This is a genomic window from Cohaesibacter sp. ES.047, from assembly GCF_900215505.1.
Lineage (GTDB): Bacteria > Pseudomonadota > Alphaproteobacteria > Rhizobiales > Cohaesibacteraceae > Cohaesibacter.
The window spans coordinates 3175904-3192828 of sequence record NZ_LT907844.1; the positions used below are offsets into that span (position 1 = coordinate 3175904).

Here is a 16925-nt window from a genome sequence, read left to right on the forward strand (position 1 = left end):
CAAACTCATGGCTTCCAAACTCATGGCTTCCAATCTCGTAAAATCCACTCTTGTTGCTGCAATGCTGGCCGCGACCGCCGTTCCGGCCTTTGCTGTTGATCTTCAGTTCTACTTTCCGGTTTCTGTTGGCGGCAAGGCAGCCGACACCATCAAGGCTCTGACAGACCAATATGTCGAGGAGCATGATGATGTGTCGATCGATGCGATCTATGCCGGCTCCTACACCGATGCCCTCACCAAAGCCATGACGGCAGCACGCGGCGGCACGGCACCCCAGCTCAGCGTTCTGCTGTCCACCGACATGTTCACCCTCATCGATCAGGATCTGATCGAGCCGTTTGATGATTTTGTCTCCGAAGAAGAGGGAAAAAAATGGTTTGGGTCCTTCTATCCGGCCTTCATGCTGAACAGCCAGACGGCCGGCAAAACCTATGGCATTCCCTTCCAGCGTTCCACGCCTGTCATGTACTGGAACAAGGAAGCCTTCAAGGCCGCTGGTCTTGATCCGGAAAAGGCGCCTAGCAGCTGGGACGAAATGGTCGACATGGGCAAAACCCTGACCAAGAAAGACGACAGCGGCAATGTTTCTCAGTGGGGCCTGCGTATCCCGCTTGACGGCTTCCCCTACTGGCTGTTCCAGGGGCTCTCCACCCCGGCAGGTGCCATTCTGGCCAATCAGGACGGCAACGAAACCAATTTCGACGATCCCAAGGTCGTTGAGGCTCTGCAGTTCATCGTCGACATGCAGCAGAAATACAAGATCATGGAAGAGGGTGTGACCGCATGGGCTGCCACGCCGAAAGCCTTCTTCGAGGGTGAAGCCGCCATGATCTGGACCACCACTGGCAACCTGACCAACATTCGCAGCAACGCGCCGTTCGACTTCGGTGTTGCTTTCCTTCCGAAAAAAGAACGCTTCGGCGCTCCAACCGGTGGCGGCAACTTTGTTCTGTTCAAGGATTCAACCGATGAGCAGAAAAAGGCCGCTGTCGATTTCGTGAAATGGATGTCCGCTCCTGAGCAGGCCGCAAAATGGTCCATCGCGACTGGCTATGTCGCCCCGAGCCCGGCTGCATGGGAAACCGACCTGATGAAGGATTATGTCAAGGACGTGCCGCAGGCACTGGTCGCACGCGATCAGCTTGAATATGCGGTTGCCGAACTCTCCACCTATGACAACCAGCGCGTCACCAACTTCCTCAACGATGCAATCCATGCTGCAATCGCTGGCGAGAAAACCCCTGAGGAAGCGCTCAAGGAAGCCCAGAAACAGGCTGACCGCATTCTCAAGAAATACCGCTAATCCCTGATTGGCGCGAGGGGCAGTGTTGCCCTTCGAAATAGAACAAAAGCACGAGGGGAGCCAATCCCCTCGTATCTCCATAAGCCTTTGGGGAGCGCTACAGCTCCTCACTTTTTAAAAGCTCCTACAAGGCATGAGCCAGCGAGGCAAGGAATGAGACGAGACTGGATATACGCTCTGTTGTTTCTGTTGCCGGCGATGGTGCTGCTGCTGGGCTTTACCCATATCCCCGCGGTGGAAACTCTGGTCAGCAGCTTCTTCTCAACGCCAACCGGCCGTCGCCCGGCTCATTTCGTTGGACTTGAGAATTACGCCTACCTGCTGGACGATGAAGTCTTTCTGAAGGCCTGCATGAACAACGTGATCTATGCCGCGATCACCATTCCCGCGTCGATCATCATCGCGCTCGCCATGGCGCTGTTCGTTCACAGCAAGATGCGCGGTCTTGGCTTCTTGCGTATGGCCTATTTCACGCCAACGGTTCTGCCGATGATCGCGGTGGGCAACATCTGGCTGTTCTTCTACACCCCAAGCTTTGGCCTCATCGATCAGATCCGCTCTTTGTTTGATCTTCCAGCGCAAAACTGGATCGGCACACCCCAGACCGTGCTCTATACGGTCATTGTCGTTGCGGTCTGGAAAAATGCCGGGTTTTTCATGATCTTCTATCTTGCCGCGCTGCAGACGATCCCCGAGCAGCTGCGCGAGGCCGCGAGCCTTGAGGGCACCGGACGCTGGAGCTTTTTCCGCCGTGTGACGCTGCCGCTCATCATGCCGACGACCCTGTTCGTTCTGGTCAATGCCATCATCAATTCGGTGCGTCTGATCGATCATATCTTCATCATGACCCTTGGTGGCCCGAGCAATGCCTCCCGTCTGCTGCTCTATCACATCTATGAGGTCGCGTTCGAATATTGGGACACCGCTTCGGCAAGCGCCATGACTGTGGTCATCCTTTTCATTCTGTCCCTTCTGGCCATCGGACAGTTCTTCTGGCTTGATCGCAAGGTGCATTACAGATGACAGCGACTGAAACCAATTTTGCCGCCCGTCTCGACCGTGGGCTCTTGACGCTCGGTGCATGGACGTTGGCTCTGCTCTGGATCCTGCCGCTCTTCTATGCGGTCTGGACAGCGTTCCACCCCTCGGCCTATGAGACCAATTTCACCCTGACGGCTCCATTGACGCTTGAGAATTTCCCAAAGGCCTGGGCGCAGGCGCCGTTTGCGCGCTATTTCCTCAACACGGTCATTCTCGTGACCATGACCCTCATCGCACAATTGGTCCTGAGCACCCTTGCGGCCTATGCTTTTGCCCGGCTCAAGTTTCCGCTCAAGAATGTGCTGTTCACGCTGGTGCTGCTGCAATTGATGGTCACGCCGGACATTCTCTTGGTCAAGAACTATGAGACCATGCGAATTCTGGGGCTTGTCGATACGATCCTTGCAATCGGTCTGCCGTATTTTGCATCCGGTTTTTGTATCTTCCTGTTGCGCCAGACCTTTATGACCATCCCCAAGGAACTTGATGACGCAGCGCGGATCGAAGGGGAGGGCTTGCTCGGAACCCTGTGGCGGGTCTATATACCGCTCGCCAAGCCGACCTATCTTGCCTTCGGTCTTGTCTCGGTGTCAGCCCATTGGAATGACTTCCTGTGGCCGCTGATCGTGACCAACTCGGTTGAGACCCGACCGTTGACGGTTGGCCTGTCGGTCTTCTCGATGACGGAGTCGGGGGTCGAATGGTCCGTGATCAATGCGGCGACCCTGATGACGTCTGCACCACTGCTCATTGGGTTCTTGCTGTTTCAACGTCAATTTGTTCAAAGTTTCATGCGCGCTGGTATCAAATAGCGCCTTTGCCAATACGCACGGGGCAAAAAGCCCCTGAAGTCAAAGGAAAGCCTTATGTCCTCGTTGCCTATCTTGGGCGCAGCCCTCCGTTATGATGATGTCGTTTCTCTCAAGGACTGGATCTTCGAGAAGAACCGGACGCTGGAGCTGCAGGATTTCAGCCCGGTTGATATTCTGGACGACGATCAGGACGACCTGATCGACGCCTACAAGACATTGCTCGACGGCTTCACCGGGCTTTACGGCATCCATGGTCCCTTCCTCGGTCTCAATCTCGCCGCCAGCGACAAGCTGGTTCAGAATGTCGTCACGGTTCGTCTGCTCGATGCGCTCAACAAATGCGAGCGTCTCGGCGCGACCCACATGGTCATTCACAGCCCGTTTTCTGCGTGGCTGTCGCTCAACTTCGTCAACTTCAGCTTCATGCGCCCGTCACTGTTTGAAGCCGCTGCCGAAACACTGGCACCGGTGATCAAGCGCGCCGAAGAGATTGGCTGTTGTCTGATGCTGGAGAATATCGAGGACACCGATCCGACCCTGCGCAACGATCTGGTTGAGGAATTCAACAGCCCGATGTTTCAGGTCTCCATCGACACCGGTCATGCGCATATGGCGAATGGCAGTTTCAATGCGCCTCCGGTGCCAGATTTCATCACGGTTGCTGGCAGTCTGCTCGGTCATGTTCATCTTCAGGATGCCGACGGTTATGCCGACCGCCATTGGCACCCCGGTGAAGGCAATATCCCTTGGGGTGCCGTCTTCAAGACCTTGGCCGAGATCCCGGCCGCGCCGCGCCTCATTCTCGAAGTGCGCGATCGGCAGCATCTCTTGCCGCAAACGGTCGCACGGCTTGAAGCCCTTGGTCTTGCTCAATAGCAGCCGTTGAGATCAGTTTGATCAGGACGGCGCAGTATCAACTGCGCCGTCTTTTTCATTTCTGGCGTATCAATGTCTAGGCCAGGATGTGTGCATGTCGTCAATGATATAGACGTGACTGTGTCCACGCCCGTTATCATGGGGGCTTTCCTTCAGATGCGGATGATCTTCCGGCAGGTCCGAATGGACATGGAAGAGATCATGTTGTCCCGCGGTCGGCCAATGCCAGAAGGCAAGCCCAAGCCCGGCGATGCCCAGAAGCGAAAGGCTGCCCAGTGCCATCTGCATCCCGAATACGGTCTGTAGATAGCCCGACAGGGGATAACAGATCAGCCAGCAGGCATGGGACAGGGCAAATTGCGCAGCATAGAGAGCGGGTCTGTCGGGCTGGTGGGATGATCGCTGCAACAGACGCCCCGAGGGTGTCAGGATAGCAGAGTAGCCGCACCCGACCACAAACCACGCCACCAACAGCATCGGCCAGACAAAGACCCCGCTTCTGTCCAGACCCATGAGGGCAAGCAGCGGCAGGATCATCAAGACACTGCCACTGAGCATGACGGTACGGTCCCGGAACTGATCAAGCAGGCGGGGCAGGGCGAGGGCTGTCAGCATCGACCCAGCACCATAGGCCCCAAGCGTGTAGGCAACATGCACAGCATCAAGCTTTAGTACCGATTGCACCAGCACAACGGTGTTGACCAGAACCATGGATCCGCAGGCCGCAACCACCAGACACAGCGCCAGCAAGCCCCGAAGGCGCGGTGTCGCAAGATAGATGCGAATGCCGCGCGTGGTGCGCTCGTAGATCGAGCGGCGCTTCTCGTCCGCCGCGGGTTTGGGCAGAGCAACCGAAACGATCAGCAGCCCGGAACCGATGAACCCAAGCGCGGTGCCATAAAAGAGCGCATGGTAGCTCGCAAAGATGAGCACGAAGGCCGCCAGACTGGGGGTGATCAGACTCTCCAGATCATAGGCAAGCCGGGACAGAGAGAGACCACGCGTATAGTCTTTCTCATTGGGCAGAATATCCGGCAAGGTGGCCTGAAAGGTCGGTGTGAAGGCAGCAGAGGCCGCCTGCATGATGAAGATCAGTGTGAAAATCTGCCAAGGAGCGGCAACGAAGGGCAGCAGGCAGGCAACGGCGGCGCGGACACAATCCAGCGCCACAAGCATCGTGCGCCTTGGAACCTGATTGGCAAAGGCCCCGGCGATAGGGGCAATGCCGACATAAGCCACCATCTTGAGCGCAAAGACGGTCCCCAGGACCATACTCGCGTTGCCGCCGGACAGATCATAGGCCAACAGCCCAAGCGCAACAGTGGAAAGACCCGTGCCCAAAAGCGCCACGATCTGGGCCATGAACAAATGTCGGAAGCTGCGATTGCCGAGAATTTCAAGCATGGTCGCCTCACAGATATTTCGTGATTGTCTTGAAGTCGTCCAGCGACTTGGCACGGACATTTTCATCCGCACCGAAACTGTCTTCCAGACAATGGTCGATGTGATCCTGAATAAGCACCCGCTTGGCATTGGCAATCGCCTTTTCCACCGCATGAAGCTGTTGGGCGATCTCGGTGCATCCCTTGTGGGCTTCGATCATCTCGATCACATGATCCAGATGCCCGGCGGCACGTTTCAGCCTTTTTGTGATCGCAGGATGGCTCTCGTGAAGATGGGCTCCGGGAGCGGAAGTGAGTGAGTCGGCAGAATGGGGCACGATGAGAATCCCAAAAGTGAGCGATTGCATGGAAAACAGAATTATATCCCCCGGGGGAGGATAGGTAAAGCAGTTGGGTCTCGTAAAATATGTCACACAGTATCAGGTTGACCTAACGGAACTCATGGGAGTAAAAGTAAAAAGAAGAAACAAATGAGAAGGTTAAGCATGCTCTGGGGAGATTAAACGAACATATGTTTGTTTGATACTAAAGTCCGTCTCCATCTTACGTAACGTGATTAGTTATAGTGGAAGAGAGGATGATGGTGCCCTGACTGTTCGCAATGTCCGACCAACACAAAAAGAGTCAGCGACAGAACAGCGGGAAAAGGGTGCCGACGGGGAGGAAAGAATGTTGAAATTTGCAACGCAGGCGAGCTGCCGAGCGATCGAAGACGAGAGTCCGTATGAACAACGTGGCAACGCCGTTACGATCTATGAGCAGCTGACACGCACGGCGGATCTCTATCCGGACAACAAGGCGATGAGCTTTCAGATGTTCTCGGGCGTGGGGGACAGTGCCGAGACTTACAGCTGGAAAGAGCTTGAGAGTGAAGTGATACAGGCAGCCAACCTGTTCCGCAGTCTCGGGATCGGCGAGCGGGACGTCGTCGCCTACATTCTCCCCAATTGTTGTGAAGCGCTGGTCACCATGTTCGGCGGCATGATTGCGGGCATCGTCAATCCGATCAATCCACTGTTGGAGACCGAGCAGATCGCCGCCATCCTGCGCGAAACCGAGGCGCGGGTTGTTGTCACCTTGCGGGCCTTCCCAAAAAGCGACGTGGCACAAAAGGTCGCCGAGGCTGTCAAGCATGCGCCTAAGGCGCATACGGTGCTCGAAGTGGACATGTTGCGCTATATCGATGGGGTCAAGCGATGGATCATTCCGCTTGTGCGCCCCTCAAATCCCGGTGCCAAGTCCCATCACGCCGATGTTTACAGCTTTGGTCGCGAATTGGAGAAGCAACGTTCGGATCAGTTGATCTTCTCTGATTCCAAAGAAGATCGCGTTGCCGCCTTCTTTCACACCGGAGGCACCACCGGCATGCCGAAGGTCGCTCAGCACACCTATTCGGGCATGCTGTACAATGGCTGGATCGGCAGCAATCTCCTGTTTCAGGCTGAGGACAACGTGATGTGTCCGTTGCCTCTGTTCCACGTTTTTGCCTGCCACGTGATCATGATGTCCATGCTCTGCTCGGGCGCGCATGTGGTCATGCCCACGCCAAAGGGGTATCGCGGCGATGGCGTCATGGACAATTTCTGGAAGCTATGTGAGCGCTGGAAAATCACCTTCATCATTTCTGTGCCAACGGCTATTTCCGTTCTCATGCAGCGCGATGTCGATGCCGATGTCTCCACTGTAAAACAGGCCTTTTCTGGCTCGTCTCCCTTGCCGATCGAGCTTTACCGACGCTTTGAACAGTCAACGGGGATCACGCTGATTGAGGGCTACGGCCTGACGGAGGCAACATGTCTTGTCTCTTGCAACCCGGTTGATGGCAACAAAAAGATCGGCTCGGTGGGGCTTCCCTTCCCCTATACCGACGTGAAGATTCTGGATCACACCAAAGACGGTCCGGTGGAATGTGCAATTGACGAGGTGGGCGAGATCTGTGTCGACAGTCCGGGTGTTTACGCCGGGTCCACCTACACCGAGGCAGACAAGAACCACAATCTGTTCCATCACGATGTCTATCTGCGCACGGGCGATCTGGGGCGGATCGACAAGGATGGCTATCTCTGGATCACGGGGCGCGCCAAGGATCTGATCATTCGCGGTGGGCACAACATTGATCCTGCCGAAATCGAAGAGGCGCTGGCGGGCCATCCGTCGGTGGCCTTTGTCGGAGCCATTGGACAGCCCGACGCGCATTCGGGCGAGATCCCTTGCGCCTATGTGGAGCTGGTTGCGGGCGCGGAAGTTCAGGATGATGAGCTCATGGCTTATGCCTGCCGCCATATCCACGAACGGGCTGCGATCCCAAAACACATCGAAGTCTTGCCGGAGCTCCCAAAGACCGCGGTTGGAAAGGTCTTCAAACCCGATTTGAGAAAGCTTGCCATCACCCGCATTTATAATGAAGCCCTCAAGGAAAGCGGTCTGGATACCTGCGTTGTCGGCGTCATCGAAGACAAGAAACGCGGACTTGTTGCCCAGATCGAGAGGACCAACGGGCTTGATGAAGACGCGCTGTGCCATTCGATTGGGCAATTCACCCGTCCTTGGGAATGGGCAAACAACGATCCCGCTTGAGGTGTGCCTCATGGCATGACAAAAAGCGGGCGCTTCTCCACAAAGTTCACCAAAAGGACGGTTTGTGATACTGGTTTTTATCGGAAAATTTGGCTATGACCGGAACCATATGTATGCCTTGCCCTTGGGGCAGGTTTGAAACCGGTTGGAGCGAGAACTTCGCTGTCTTATTCTTCTCATACCACGGAAACGGAAATCGGTGCGCGTGATGGCGTGCGGCTTGTCGGGCTGTCTCACAAGATTGCAGACAAGCCGTTTTTCGACGGCCTCAATTTGCATCTTCCCGAGCGCCGCGTCGGTTTGATCGGGCGCAACGGATCTGGCAAGTCGACCCTGTCACGCCTGATCTGTGGTCTGGTCAAACCCGATTCCGGTTCGATCAAGGTCGATGGCATCGACGTCTATGACGACCGGGCGGCCGCCATCAGGACAATCGGCCTGATATTTCAGAACCCCGATCATCAGATCATCTTCCCCACGGTTGAGGAAGAAGTGGCCTTCGGGCTGGAAAGCCTGCTGGGCAACAAGAAAGAGGCCCGACAAAAGGCGCGGGCGTTTCTGGAGCGTTTCGGTCGTGCAGATTGGGCCGAGCGCGGCACCTACACCCTATCTCAGGGGCAAAGGCATCTGGTCTGTCTGATGGCCGTGCTGGCGATGGAGCCACGCGTCATCTTGCTTGATGAACCGTTTGCCGGTTTGGATCTGCCCACAACGCGGCACCTGTTCCGCTGGCTTGATGGACTGGAACAGCAATTGCTGCTCGTGACCCACGACATTGACCATCTGTCACGGTTTGATCGCATCATTTGGCTCGAACAGGGGCGCGTGATGGCCGATGGTGCACCGGACACGGTGCTGCCAGCTTACTTGGAGGCCATGGAGTCGCTCGTCGCGTTCGATGATCATCTGCCAGTTGATGCCTTTGGCCAGACGCCGCCGCCTGCGATGGATCGCAAGGATACGGAGGAGGGTGCCTGATGCTGTCTCTCACGGTCAATGAAAAGACCTGGCTGCACGGCATATCCGTCCCGCTCAAGCTCGGACTTCTGGCAATCATCACACTTCTGATGCTGCCGATCAACGGCTGGCTGAGTGCCTCTCTTCTGACCCTGATAGTCGCAGGTCTATACCTTTCAGCAGGAATGGCCTTTGCACGCGCAGGCCTTAAGCATCTCCGCCCGCTTGTCTGGTTGCTTGGGCTGATCTTTCTCTACCATGTCGTCACGGATCGGGCAGAAGAGGGGTTTGCCATCTGCCTGAAGATCTTCGCCATGGTCGGGCTGGCCAACCTTGTCACCATGAGCTCGCGCCTTGATGACATGATGGCGGTGGTTGACTGGCTAAGCCGTCCTTTTTACCGTTTTGGCCTGCCGCCACGCGCTATGGGTTTGGCGATGGGACTTGTGATCCGCTTTACGCCGGTGTTTCTGCAAAAAGCCGGGCTGCTCAATGAAGCTTGGCGCGCGCGTCGGCCCCGCGGCACAAGCCCGCGCGTGATCGTGCCTTTGGCGCTCGGTGCATTGGATGATGCGGATCGGGTTGCCGACGCCCTGCGGGCAAGAGGCGGTCTGGCCACTGCGATCAATGGTGATGACGGCTCAGCGCAGAAGGGTCACATGAGCGGCACAGAGACACAGACTTAACGCTCAATCGGAGCAAGAAGGAAAATATCATGGAACGCCAAATCGCCTATATCGCCTTGTTTGCGGCCCTGATTGCTGCTCTCGGGCTTTTACCGCCAATCCCCACACCGACCGGTGTGCCGATCACCGCCCAGACGCTCGGCGTCATGTTGGCCGGGACCATTCTGGGCGCCAAACGGGGGGCGCTTGCCTCACTGCTTCTGGTCATTATCGTTCTGATGGGGCTGCCGCTCCTGTCCGGCGGGCGCGGCGGTCTTGGACTTTTGCAAGGCCCGACTGTGGGCTTCCTGCTCGGCTGGCCCATCGCGTCCTATTTCTCCGGACTGATCGTCGGGACATGGCGTAAGGGCAATCTCTTCCTCGTTGCATCCGTAGCATCCATCATTGGCGGCATCGTGGTCTTGTATCTGTGCGGCGTGGTTGGCCTGATCATCAACACCAAGCTGAGCGTCATGGAAGCGACCATGGGATCAATCATTTATGTCCCCGGCGATATCATCAAGGCAATTGTGGCTGGCTTCCTCACGCAGGCCATCGCCAAGGCGCGTCCGAATGCTCTGCTGTCCCGCTAAACAGGCGTCCGCGAGCAGCCTAACGCTTTGAAAGCTCCGATCTCATTTGGGGGGTGAAACACAAGCGATCCTCCTGTAGTTTCGGGGCAGTCGGAGCGAGTGGTGATTGCCTCCTTGCTCAGGCCGCTGGGTTGAAATTGTTCAAAAAACACTCGACCTTGCAGCCTGTACGAGGCACGATATGCGGCAAGGACTTCTGAACGGCGACGAAGAAAAGACACAGCAAACAAGCGATGGGAAAACAAACATGCAGTGGGATTTGATTGCCGATGTGGGCGGAACCAACATGCGTTTGGCGGCAGCCGAGAATGGTGGCATCAAGGAGCAGCACACATTCGATACCACTGGCGAGTTGCACCTGACAGACGCCGTACGAACCTTCGTGGCCAAGATCGGCTCAGCACCTCGCTTTGTTGAAGTCGCCGCCGCAGGGGTCATCCAGAACGGCTATGTGACCCTGACCAATGCCGGCCAGCAAGGGTTTTCCGAAGCCGATCTCGTCGTTGCTGCAGGAGCGCGAAAGGCGCGAATTCTTAACGATTTCGAAGCTGCCGCTTGGTCTTTGGTAACCGCAGAGCCCGAAGATTTGACCCTCGTGCAGGGGGAGTTGCCCGCGCCATTGCAAATGCCGCCGCTGCCGACCCCGCCCCGGCTGATCGTCGGGCCCGGCACCGGACTTGGCGTTGGCACGCTGGCCTGGGCTGCCGAGCAACCCGAAGTGCTGCAAGGGGAGGGCGGGCATGTGCGCATCGCTCCTCACACGATGGACGAAGTGCCTATTTTCCAGAAGTTGGCCGAGCTATGGCCCGAAACCCAGATGGATGCGGGCAAGTGCCTATCACTTGAAGCCGAGGCGATTGTCTCGGGCACAGGCATGCCCTACCTGATGAGAGCCCTTGAATTGCTCGACGGGCGCAGTCCAAGCAACATGTCCGCACGAGATATTTTCGATGTAGCGCACACCGAAGGCAACGACTTGGCGGTCCGGGCGGTCGACATGTTCTGTCACCATCTGGGAGCTGTTGCGGGCGACCTTGCTCTTTATATCTCAGCCTACGGCGGCGTTTTCCTGACCGGGGGCGTGCTGTTGAAGAATGAGTGGATCTTCCTGCGCCCCGCTTTTCTCAAAGCGTTCAATCAGGGCGGTCGGCACACCAAATTCCGTGTCAATATGCCGATTTACCTCTATCGCAATAACAATTTCGGCCTTCAGGGCGCGATCAATGCCATGACCTACGATCCCACCATGGAATAGACCGCACTTTATCCTGCCAAAATGCCGGATTGTATCACAACCGCTTTCTCGCAATCCTTCAGGTCCGCTTGCCTCCAGCTGTGGGAGCGTCCCGGCTAAGGCTTCGCGTTTGACGTCGGGGTGGCGAGCCCCCGCGATCCCGCTTTGGCAAAATCATAAAACTGCAACATGAGATGCCTATCACCATGGGCACCCGGCTATTGATTTGATGCCGGCCATGCACGAAGCAAGACAACACGACAAGCAGGAGACGAATGTGAGCGAAACCCGAGTCTATCCCGATCGTGGCAGCTTGGCCGGTGGCCTCGCTGAACAGGTGGCCTCAGAGCTGAACAAGGCGATCAAGAAACGCGGCCGCGCAACCCTTGCCGTCCCCGGTGGCAAAACACCGCGCGAATTCCTCGCAGCACTCAGCGAACAGGACGTCGAATGGGAGTCTGTTTCAGTCATCCTGACAGACGAGCGGTTCGTCCCGGAACGCTCCGACCGGTCTAACGCCCGCGTGGTCAAGGAGCTTTTGTTGCAGAACAAGGCAGAGGACGCGAATTTCTATCCCTACTATCGCGAGGTTGAACGGGTCGAGGATGCCTTGCCCATGATTGCAATCGATCTGGAAGAGGTGCTTCCAATCGATGTCTGCATTCTCGGCATGGGCGTTGACATGCACACGGCCTCGCTCTTTCCCGGCGCCGAAAACATCGAGGAAGCCGTCGGTCTTTGGGCCCCACACGTCATGGTGATGTATGAACCCACGCTCCCTGAAGCCCGTCTGACGCTCACTGCCCCCGTGCTGGAGCGCGCACGCAAGGCGCATATTCTGATCTTTGGCGAAGAAAAGAAAAAGGCCCTGCGAGAGGCCCAGAAGATTGGTCTGGTCGAGGACGCTCCCATTCGGGTTATCCTGAACCGTGCTAGGGCAACAAGCATTCATTACGCGGATTGACCTCGCCTTGTGGTGCTCATCTCGCGCACCAGATCATCACTCAACGGACCGCGCATATGTCATGCGGCAGGATCGCCGGCCTGTCGTGCTTATCGGTTCTGGCCTGCCTGTCGCAGCTCAAATAGGTGAGTCTTTTCTAGATCTGCCACTCCAGAAATGCCGAGTGCATTCGACGCATGAATAATCATCCGTTGATAAGTGGCGAAAAGGGGTAACGATTTGCCAGCCTTGAACGTATTTCTACAAATACAAAATGCCGCGCCTGAGCGAAATGATATGTTTTTCAGGTGATTGTTGTCTTTCTTTGCCTACAAAAGAGCAGTTGATCCACAACTGAGGCTTGGCAATTCGTCTTACGTCTGCACTATAAAGACGGAGGAAAAATGCTGCGCCATTTTGTTGGCGCAACAAACCATGTGTGAGAAGGGAGTCTGTCGTGAAGATAGGTACACCTAAAGAGCTTTTTGCGGGGGAGAATCGCGTTGCGATGACGCCGTCCTCTGCAATGATGCTCCAGAAGTTGGGCTATGATTGTGTCCTCGAAACCGGCGCGGGCGAAAAGGCCGGTTTTAACGATCAAGTCTACGTGGAGGCCGGCGTTGAAATCGTAAACAGTGCTGATGCCCTCTGGGAGGCTGTTGATATTGTGGCAAAGGTTCGTCAACCTGAGCCCGAAGAACTGAAATATCTTGCCAAAGGCAAGACTCTGATTTCGTTCTTCAATCCAGCTGGCAACGAAGAAGGCATGGAAGCGGCCAAGACATCCGGCGCGAATGTGATCGCGATGGAAATGGTGCCGCGTATTTCCCGTGCCCAGAAGATGGACGCCCTGTCTTCCATGGCCAACATCGCGGGCTATCGTGCCGTGATCGAGGCAGGCAACAATTTCGGCCGCTTCTTTACCGGTCAGATTACGGCTGCGGGCAAGGTTCCGCCAGCCAAGGTTCTGATCGTCGGTGCTGGTGTTGCCGGTCTCGCCGCAATCGGGACCTCGGTAGCGCTCGGTGCCGTGACCTACGCATTTGACGTTCGGCCCGAAGTGGCAGAGCAGGTCGAATCGATGGGTGCTGAATTTGTCTATCTTGACTTTGAGGAAGAGCAGCAGGACGGGTCTTCGTCCGGTGGCTACGCTTCGGTGCAGTCGGAAGAATTCCGCAATGCCCAGCTCGCAAAATTCCGCGAAATTGCTGGCGAGATGGATATCGTGATCACCACTGCGCTCATTCCGAACCGGCCAGCTCCCAAGCTCTGGCTTGCGGATATGGTCGCGGCGATGAGACCCGGTTCTGTGATCGTTGACCTTGCTGCTGAACGCGGCGGCAACGCCGAAGGTACAGTCAAGGACGAGAAAGTCGTCACCGACAATGGCGTGACCATCGTTGGCTACACCGACTTCCCAAGCCGAATGGCCGCGCAGTCTTCTGAGCTCTATTCAACCAACATCCGCCATATGATGACAGACCTTACCCCCGAGAAGGACGGTCAGGTCAATCACAATATGGATGATGACGTGATCCGCGGGGCGACTGTCACCTTCGAGGGTGAGATCACGTTCCCGCCTCCTCCTCCGAAAATTCAGGCGATTGCCGCCCAGCCGAAGAAAGAGACCAAAGAACTTACACCAGAAGAGCAGAAAGAAGCCGAAGCTGCAGCCGCCCGCAAGGCTGGTCGTCAGCAGATCGGGTTGCTCGTTGTTGGTGCGGCGCTGATGGGCCTTGTTGGGCTTTATGCTCCGGCTGCCTTCATGGGACACTTCATCGTGTTCGTGCTTGCCGTGTTCGTCGGTTTCCAGGTGATCTGGGGTGTCAGCCATTCGCTGCATACGCCTCTGATGGCTGTAACCAACGCCATTTCGGGCATTATCGTCGTTGGCGCCCTGTTGCAGATCGGCTCGTCCAGTTGGATCGTGCTGCTGCTCGCGGGGATTTCCATCCTGATTGCCTCGATTAACATCGTGGGCGGTTTCATGGTCACGCGGCGCATGCTGCAAATGTTCCAGAAGTCCTGATAGGCGGAGGTAATTATGACACCTGAACTACAAACCGCCGCCTATATCGCGGCTGCTGTTCTCTTCATCCTGTCTTTGGGTGGCTTGAAGGATCAGGAAAGTGCCAAAAGGGGCGTCTGGTTCGGTATCGTCGGTATGGCGATTGCCGTTCTTGCCACCATCTTTGGCCCGATCGACCCGCACAACGCTTCTCTGGGGACGGTGCTTGCCGCCAACCCGATCATTCTGGTTATCGCTGTGGCGATTGCTGCCGTGATCGGTGTTCTGGTTGCCAAGCGCGTTGAAATGACGGGAATGCCTGAACTGGTTGCCCTGTTGCACAGCTTCGTTGGTCTTGCCGCTGTCTTCATCGGTCTCAACTCTGATATGACCGTGCATACCTTCGCAACGCCCGCAGAGCAGGTCATTCACGAAATCGAGGTCTTCCTCGGCGTCTTCATCGGTGCGATCACCTTCACCGGCTCCCTGATCGCTTGGGGCAAGCTGAATGGTCGCATCGACGGCAAGGCACTCACCTTGCCGGGTCGTCACCTGATGAACCTGACCATGGTGGTTGTCTCCTTTGTCCTGCTCATCATGTATATGCAGGGCGCAGGCAGCTGGACCCTCTATGTGATGACCCTGATCGCCTTCGCGATCGGTGTGCACATGGTCATGGCCATCGGCGGTGCCGACATGCCTGTCGTGGTCTCCATGCTCAACTCCTACTCCGGTTGGGCTGCCGCGGCTACGGGCTTCCTGCTTGGCAACGACCTGCTGATCGTCACCGGTGCCCTCGTGGGGTCTTCCGGTGCCATCCTCAGCTACATCATGTGTAAAGCCATGAACCGCCACTTCATCTCGGTGATCCTTGGTGGTTTCGGTAACGCGACCGGCCCGCAAATGGAAGTCGAAGGCGAAATGATCGCCATCGATGCCGACGGTGTTGCCTCTGCTCTTGATGATGCAGACAGCATCATCATCATTCCGGGCTATGGCCTTGCCGTGGCTCAGGCTCAGCAGAGTGTGGCGGAACTGACCCGTCGTTTGCGTGCCAAGGGCAAAAATGTACGCTTCGCCATCCATCCGGTGGCTGGCCGTCTTCCCGGCCACATGAACGTGCTTTTGGCTGAAGCCAAGGTGCCGTATGACATCGTGATGGAAATGGACGAGATCAATGACGACTTCCCCGAAACGGATGTTGCCATCGTGATCGGGTCGAACGACATCGTGAACCCTGCTGCACAGGACGATCCCAATTCGCCCATCGCTGGTATGCCGGTTCTCGAAGTCTGGAAAGCAAAGCAGGTCTTTGTCTCCAAACGTGGTCAGGGCACTGGCTATTCCGGCATCCAGAACCCGCTGTTCTTCAAGGACAACACCCGCATGTTCTACGGCGATGCCAAGGCCTCTCTGAATACTCTGCTGCAGCAGATTCAGTAGGAGCTCAAACGCTTAAAGCAATACGACGCCCGGTCATTGGCCGGGCGTTTTTTATGGCTTCGGGCTCAGTCGCAAACGTTGCCGTCAAACAGCCGACTGGCCATCAGGTGATCAATCAGCGCACGGGTTCGCATCGGGACGTGTTTGCGTGATGGATAAACGAGCGAAAAGACCATGTTTTCGCCAGTCAGTTGAGGAAGGACCGGCACGAGGGCACCGGAGGCAACATCCTTGCGAACGGTCGATGGAAACAGTTGCGCTATTCCCATACCCGCAAGCGCCATCGAAATGACCATTTGCGGAGAATTGCACAGCTCATAATGTTGTGCCTGAATAGACACCCTCTCACCATCCCTATAGAGCCGATTGAGGCCGCCCGGGCTAACATGGCTGAGGCAGACCCAGTGATGGCTGGAAAGGGCCTCAATGGTCTCTGGAATGCCGCTCGCGTCGAGATAGTCACGGCTGGCATAGAGCCGAAAGCGATCTTCATACAAAATCCGACCAATCAGACTGTCATCGCGCGGCAGACCGATGCGGATGCCCATGTCGATGCCCTCAGCAATCAGGTCAAGCCGCTGGTCACTGAGGATGATATCAAGCTCCACATCGGGATAGCGCGCGCGAAAGCGGGACAGGGCAGGGAGGAGTTGCGTCACCCCTACGTCATGGGTCGCGGTTATGGAAACCCGCCCGGTGGGACGCTCCTGCGTGGCGATGGCCACTGTCTCCTCCAGCAACTGAGGTAAAGGACGCACCCGGTCATAGATCCGGCGTCCCTCCTCGGTGAGCGACAGCTTTCGGGTCGACCGCTGCAACAGGCGGACCCCCAGATCCTCTTCCAACTGGGTGATCTGCTCGGATACACGCGAGCGGCTGGTCTTCAGGTGACGGGCCGCGCCTGCAAAGCTGCCTTCATCCACCACACAGACAAAGATCGCCAGCGGGCGAAAGTGTTGAAATCCGATTGTACTCAATTTCCGAACTAACCATTCTGAATTTGTTTCCTTGTGATAACAATGCGCCGCATCCATATTCAGGTCAACACGGAATCGAAAACCCGAACAGAC

15 protein-coding genes are annotated in these 16925 nt (G+C 56.4%); 12 read left to right on the forward strand and 3 right to left on the reverse strand.

Annotated elements, in window-relative coordinates; translation table 11 throughout:
* The first annotated feature begins 22 nt into the window (after positions 1-22).
* The 4 genes from CPH65_RS14515 (at position 23) to CPH65_RS14530 (ending at position 4032) form a co-directional block, all read left to right on the forward strand.
* Entirely contained in the window at positions 23-1303 is a 1281-nt protein-coding gene (locus tag CPH65_RS14515; RefSeq protein ID WP_096176424.1) for an ABC transporter substrate-binding protein, read from the forward strand.
* A gap of 153 nt (positions 1304-1456) precedes the next feature.
* Entirely contained in the window at positions 1457-2326 is an 870-nt protein-coding gene (locus CPH65_RS14520; protein WP_096174351.1) for a carbohydrate ABC transporter permease, read from the forward strand.
* The gene (locus tag CPH65_RS14525) at positions 2323-3156 is read left to right on the forward strand and encodes a carbohydrate ABC transporter permease (RefSeq protein ID WP_096174353.1); all 834 of its coding nucleotides are present in this window, start codon (positions 2323-2325) and stop codon (positions 3154-3156) included. Before CPH65_RS14520 ends, CPH65_RS14525 begins: the two co-directional genes overlap by 4 nt.
* A 54-nt stretch (positions 3157-3210) precedes the next feature.
* Positions 3211-4032 (forward strand): sugar phosphate isomerase/epimerase, encoded by an 822-nt coding sequence (locus CPH65_RS14530; RefSeq protein WP_096174355.1) that lies wholly within the window; start codon positions 3211-3213, stop codon positions 4030-4032.
* A gap of 69 nt (positions 4033-4101) precedes the next feature.
* Here CPH65_RS14530 and CPH65_RS14535 read toward each other — a convergent pair whose 3' ends face one another.
* Together CPH65_RS14535 and CPH65_RS14540 are read right to left on the reverse strand one after the other, a co-directional pair.
* Complete coding sequence (locus CPH65_RS14535) at positions 4102-5436, reverse strand: MFS transporter (RefSeq protein WP_096174357.1); 1335 nt, start codon at positions 5434-5436, stop codon at positions 4102-4104.
* A 7-nt stretch (positions 5437-5443) separates the two neighbouring features.
* On the reverse strand, positions 5444-5782 hold the full coding sequence (locus CPH65_RS14540) for a metal-sensing transcriptional repressor (RefSeq protein WP_096174360.1): 339 nt from the start codon (positions 5780-5782) through the stop codon (positions 5444-5446).
* Between the two features lie 322 nt (positions 5783-6104).
* On the opposite strand from CPH65_RS14540, the gene CPH65_RS14545 reads away from it, so the two are divergent.
* The 8 genes from CPH65_RS14545 (at position 6105) to pntB (ending at position 15855) form a co-directional block, all read left to right on the forward strand.
* The gene (locus CPH65_RS14545; protein ID WP_197703853.1) at positions 6105-8012 is read left to right on the forward strand and encodes an acyl-CoA synthetase; all 1908 of its coding nucleotides are present in this window, start codon (positions 6105-6107) and stop codon (positions 8010-8012) included.
* 135 nt (positions 8013-8147) lie between these two features.
* Positions 8148-8990 carry an energy-coupling factor ABC transporter ATP-binding protein gene (locus CPH65_RS14550; protein ID WP_197703854.1) on the forward strand — a complete coding sequence of 281 codons (843 nt, stop codon included), beginning with the start codon at positions 8148-8150 and terminating at the stop codon, positions 8988-8990.
* Positions 8990-9655 carry an energy-coupling factor transporter transmembrane protein EcfT gene (locus CPH65_RS14555; protein ID WP_096174363.1) on the forward strand — a complete coding sequence of 222 codons (666 nt, stop codon included), beginning with the start codon at positions 8990-8992 and terminating at the stop codon, positions 9653-9655. Before CPH65_RS14550 ends, CPH65_RS14555 begins: the two co-directional genes overlap by 1 nt.
* Before the next feature lie 29 nt (positions 9656-9684).
* Positions 9685-10227 (forward strand): biotin transporter BioY, encoded by a 543-nt coding sequence (locus tag CPH65_RS14560; protein ID WP_096174365.1) that lies wholly within the window; start codon positions 9685-9687, stop codon positions 10225-10227.
* 247 nt (positions 10228-10474) lie between these two features.
* Positions 10475-11482: a glucokinase gene (locus tag CPH65_RS14565; RefSeq protein WP_096176427.1), complete on the forward strand. Its 1008-nt coding sequence runs from the start codon at positions 10475-10477 to the stop codon at positions 11480-11482.
* 256 nt (positions 11483-11738) lie between these two features.
* On the forward strand, positions 11739-12425 hold the full coding sequence (gene pgl / locus CPH65_RS14570; protein WP_157747707.1) for a 6-phosphogluconolactonase: 687 nt from the start codon (positions 11739-11741) through the stop codon (positions 12423-12425).
* Positions 12426-12861: 436 nt separating this feature from the next.
* Positions 12862-14433 (forward strand): Re/Si-specific NAD(P)(+) transhydrogenase subunit alpha, encoded by a 1572-nt coding sequence (locus CPH65_RS14575; RefSeq protein ID WP_096174369.1) that lies wholly within the window; start codon positions 12862-12864, stop codon positions 14431-14433.
* A gap of 15 nt (positions 14434-14448) precedes the next feature.
* On the forward strand, positions 14449-15855 hold the full coding sequence (gene pntB, locus CPH65_RS14580) for a Re/Si-specific NAD(P)(+) transhydrogenase subunit beta (protein ID WP_096174372.1): 1407 nt from the start codon (positions 14449-14451) through the stop codon (positions 15853-15855).
* Between the two features lie 65 nt (positions 15856-15920).
* On the opposite strand, the gene CPH65_RS14585 is transcribed toward pntB, so the two are convergent.
* Positions 15921-16832, reverse strand: coding sequence for a LysR family transcriptional regulator (locus tag CPH65_RS14585; protein ID WP_096174374.1), 912 nt, complete (start codon positions 16830-16832; stop codon positions 15921-15923).
* Positions 16833-16925: the final 93 nt, after the last annotated feature.

What these genes read in the sequence shown, in the direction of transcription:
- CPH65_RS14515 (WP_096176424.1), top strand. Translation starts at nt 23, where the DNA reads ATGGCTTCCAATCTCGTAAAATCCACTCTTGTTGCTGCAATGCTGGCC.
- CPH65_RS14520 (WP_096174351.1), top strand. Translation starts at nt 1,457, where the DNA reads ATGAGACGAGACTGGATATACGCTCTGTTGTTTCTGTTGCCGGCGATG.
- CPH65_RS14525 (WP_096174353.1), top strand. Translation starts at nt 2,323, where the DNA reads ATGACAGCGACTGAAACCAATTTTGCCGCCCGTCTCGACCGTGGGCTC.
- CPH65_RS14530 (WP_096174355.1), top strand. Translation starts at nt 3,211, where the DNA reads ATGTCCTCGTTGCCTATCTTGGGCGCAGCCCTCCGTTATGATGATGTC.
- CPH65_RS14535 (WP_096174357.1), bottom strand. Translation starts at nt 5,436, where the DNA reads ATGCTTGAAATTCTCGGCAATCGCAGCTTCCGACATTTGTTCATGGCC.
- CPH65_RS14540 (WP_096174360.1), bottom strand. Translation starts at nt 5,782, where the DNA reads ATGCAATCGCTCACTTTTGGGATTCTCATCGTGCCCCATTCTGCCGAC.
- CPH65_RS14545 (WP_197703853.1), top strand. Translation starts at nt 6,105, where the DNA reads ATGTTGAAATTTGCAACGCAGGCGAGCTGCCGAGCGATCGAAGACGAG.
- CPH65_RS14555 (WP_096174363.1), top strand. Translation starts at nt 8,990, where the DNA reads ATGCTGTCTCTCACGGTCAATGAAAAGACCTGGCTGCACGGCATATCC.
- CPH65_RS14560 (WP_096174365.1), top strand. Translation starts at nt 9,685, where the DNA reads ATGGAACGCCAAATCGCCTATATCGCCTTGTTTGCGGCCCTGATTGCT.
- CPH65_RS14565 (WP_096176427.1), top strand. Translation starts at nt 10,475, where the DNA reads ATGCAGTGGGATTTGATTGCCGATGTGGGCGGAACCAACATGCGTTTG.
- pntB (WP_096174372.1), top strand. Translation starts at nt 14,449, where the DNA reads ATGACACCTGAACTACAAACCGCCGCCTATATCGCGGCTGCTGTTCTC.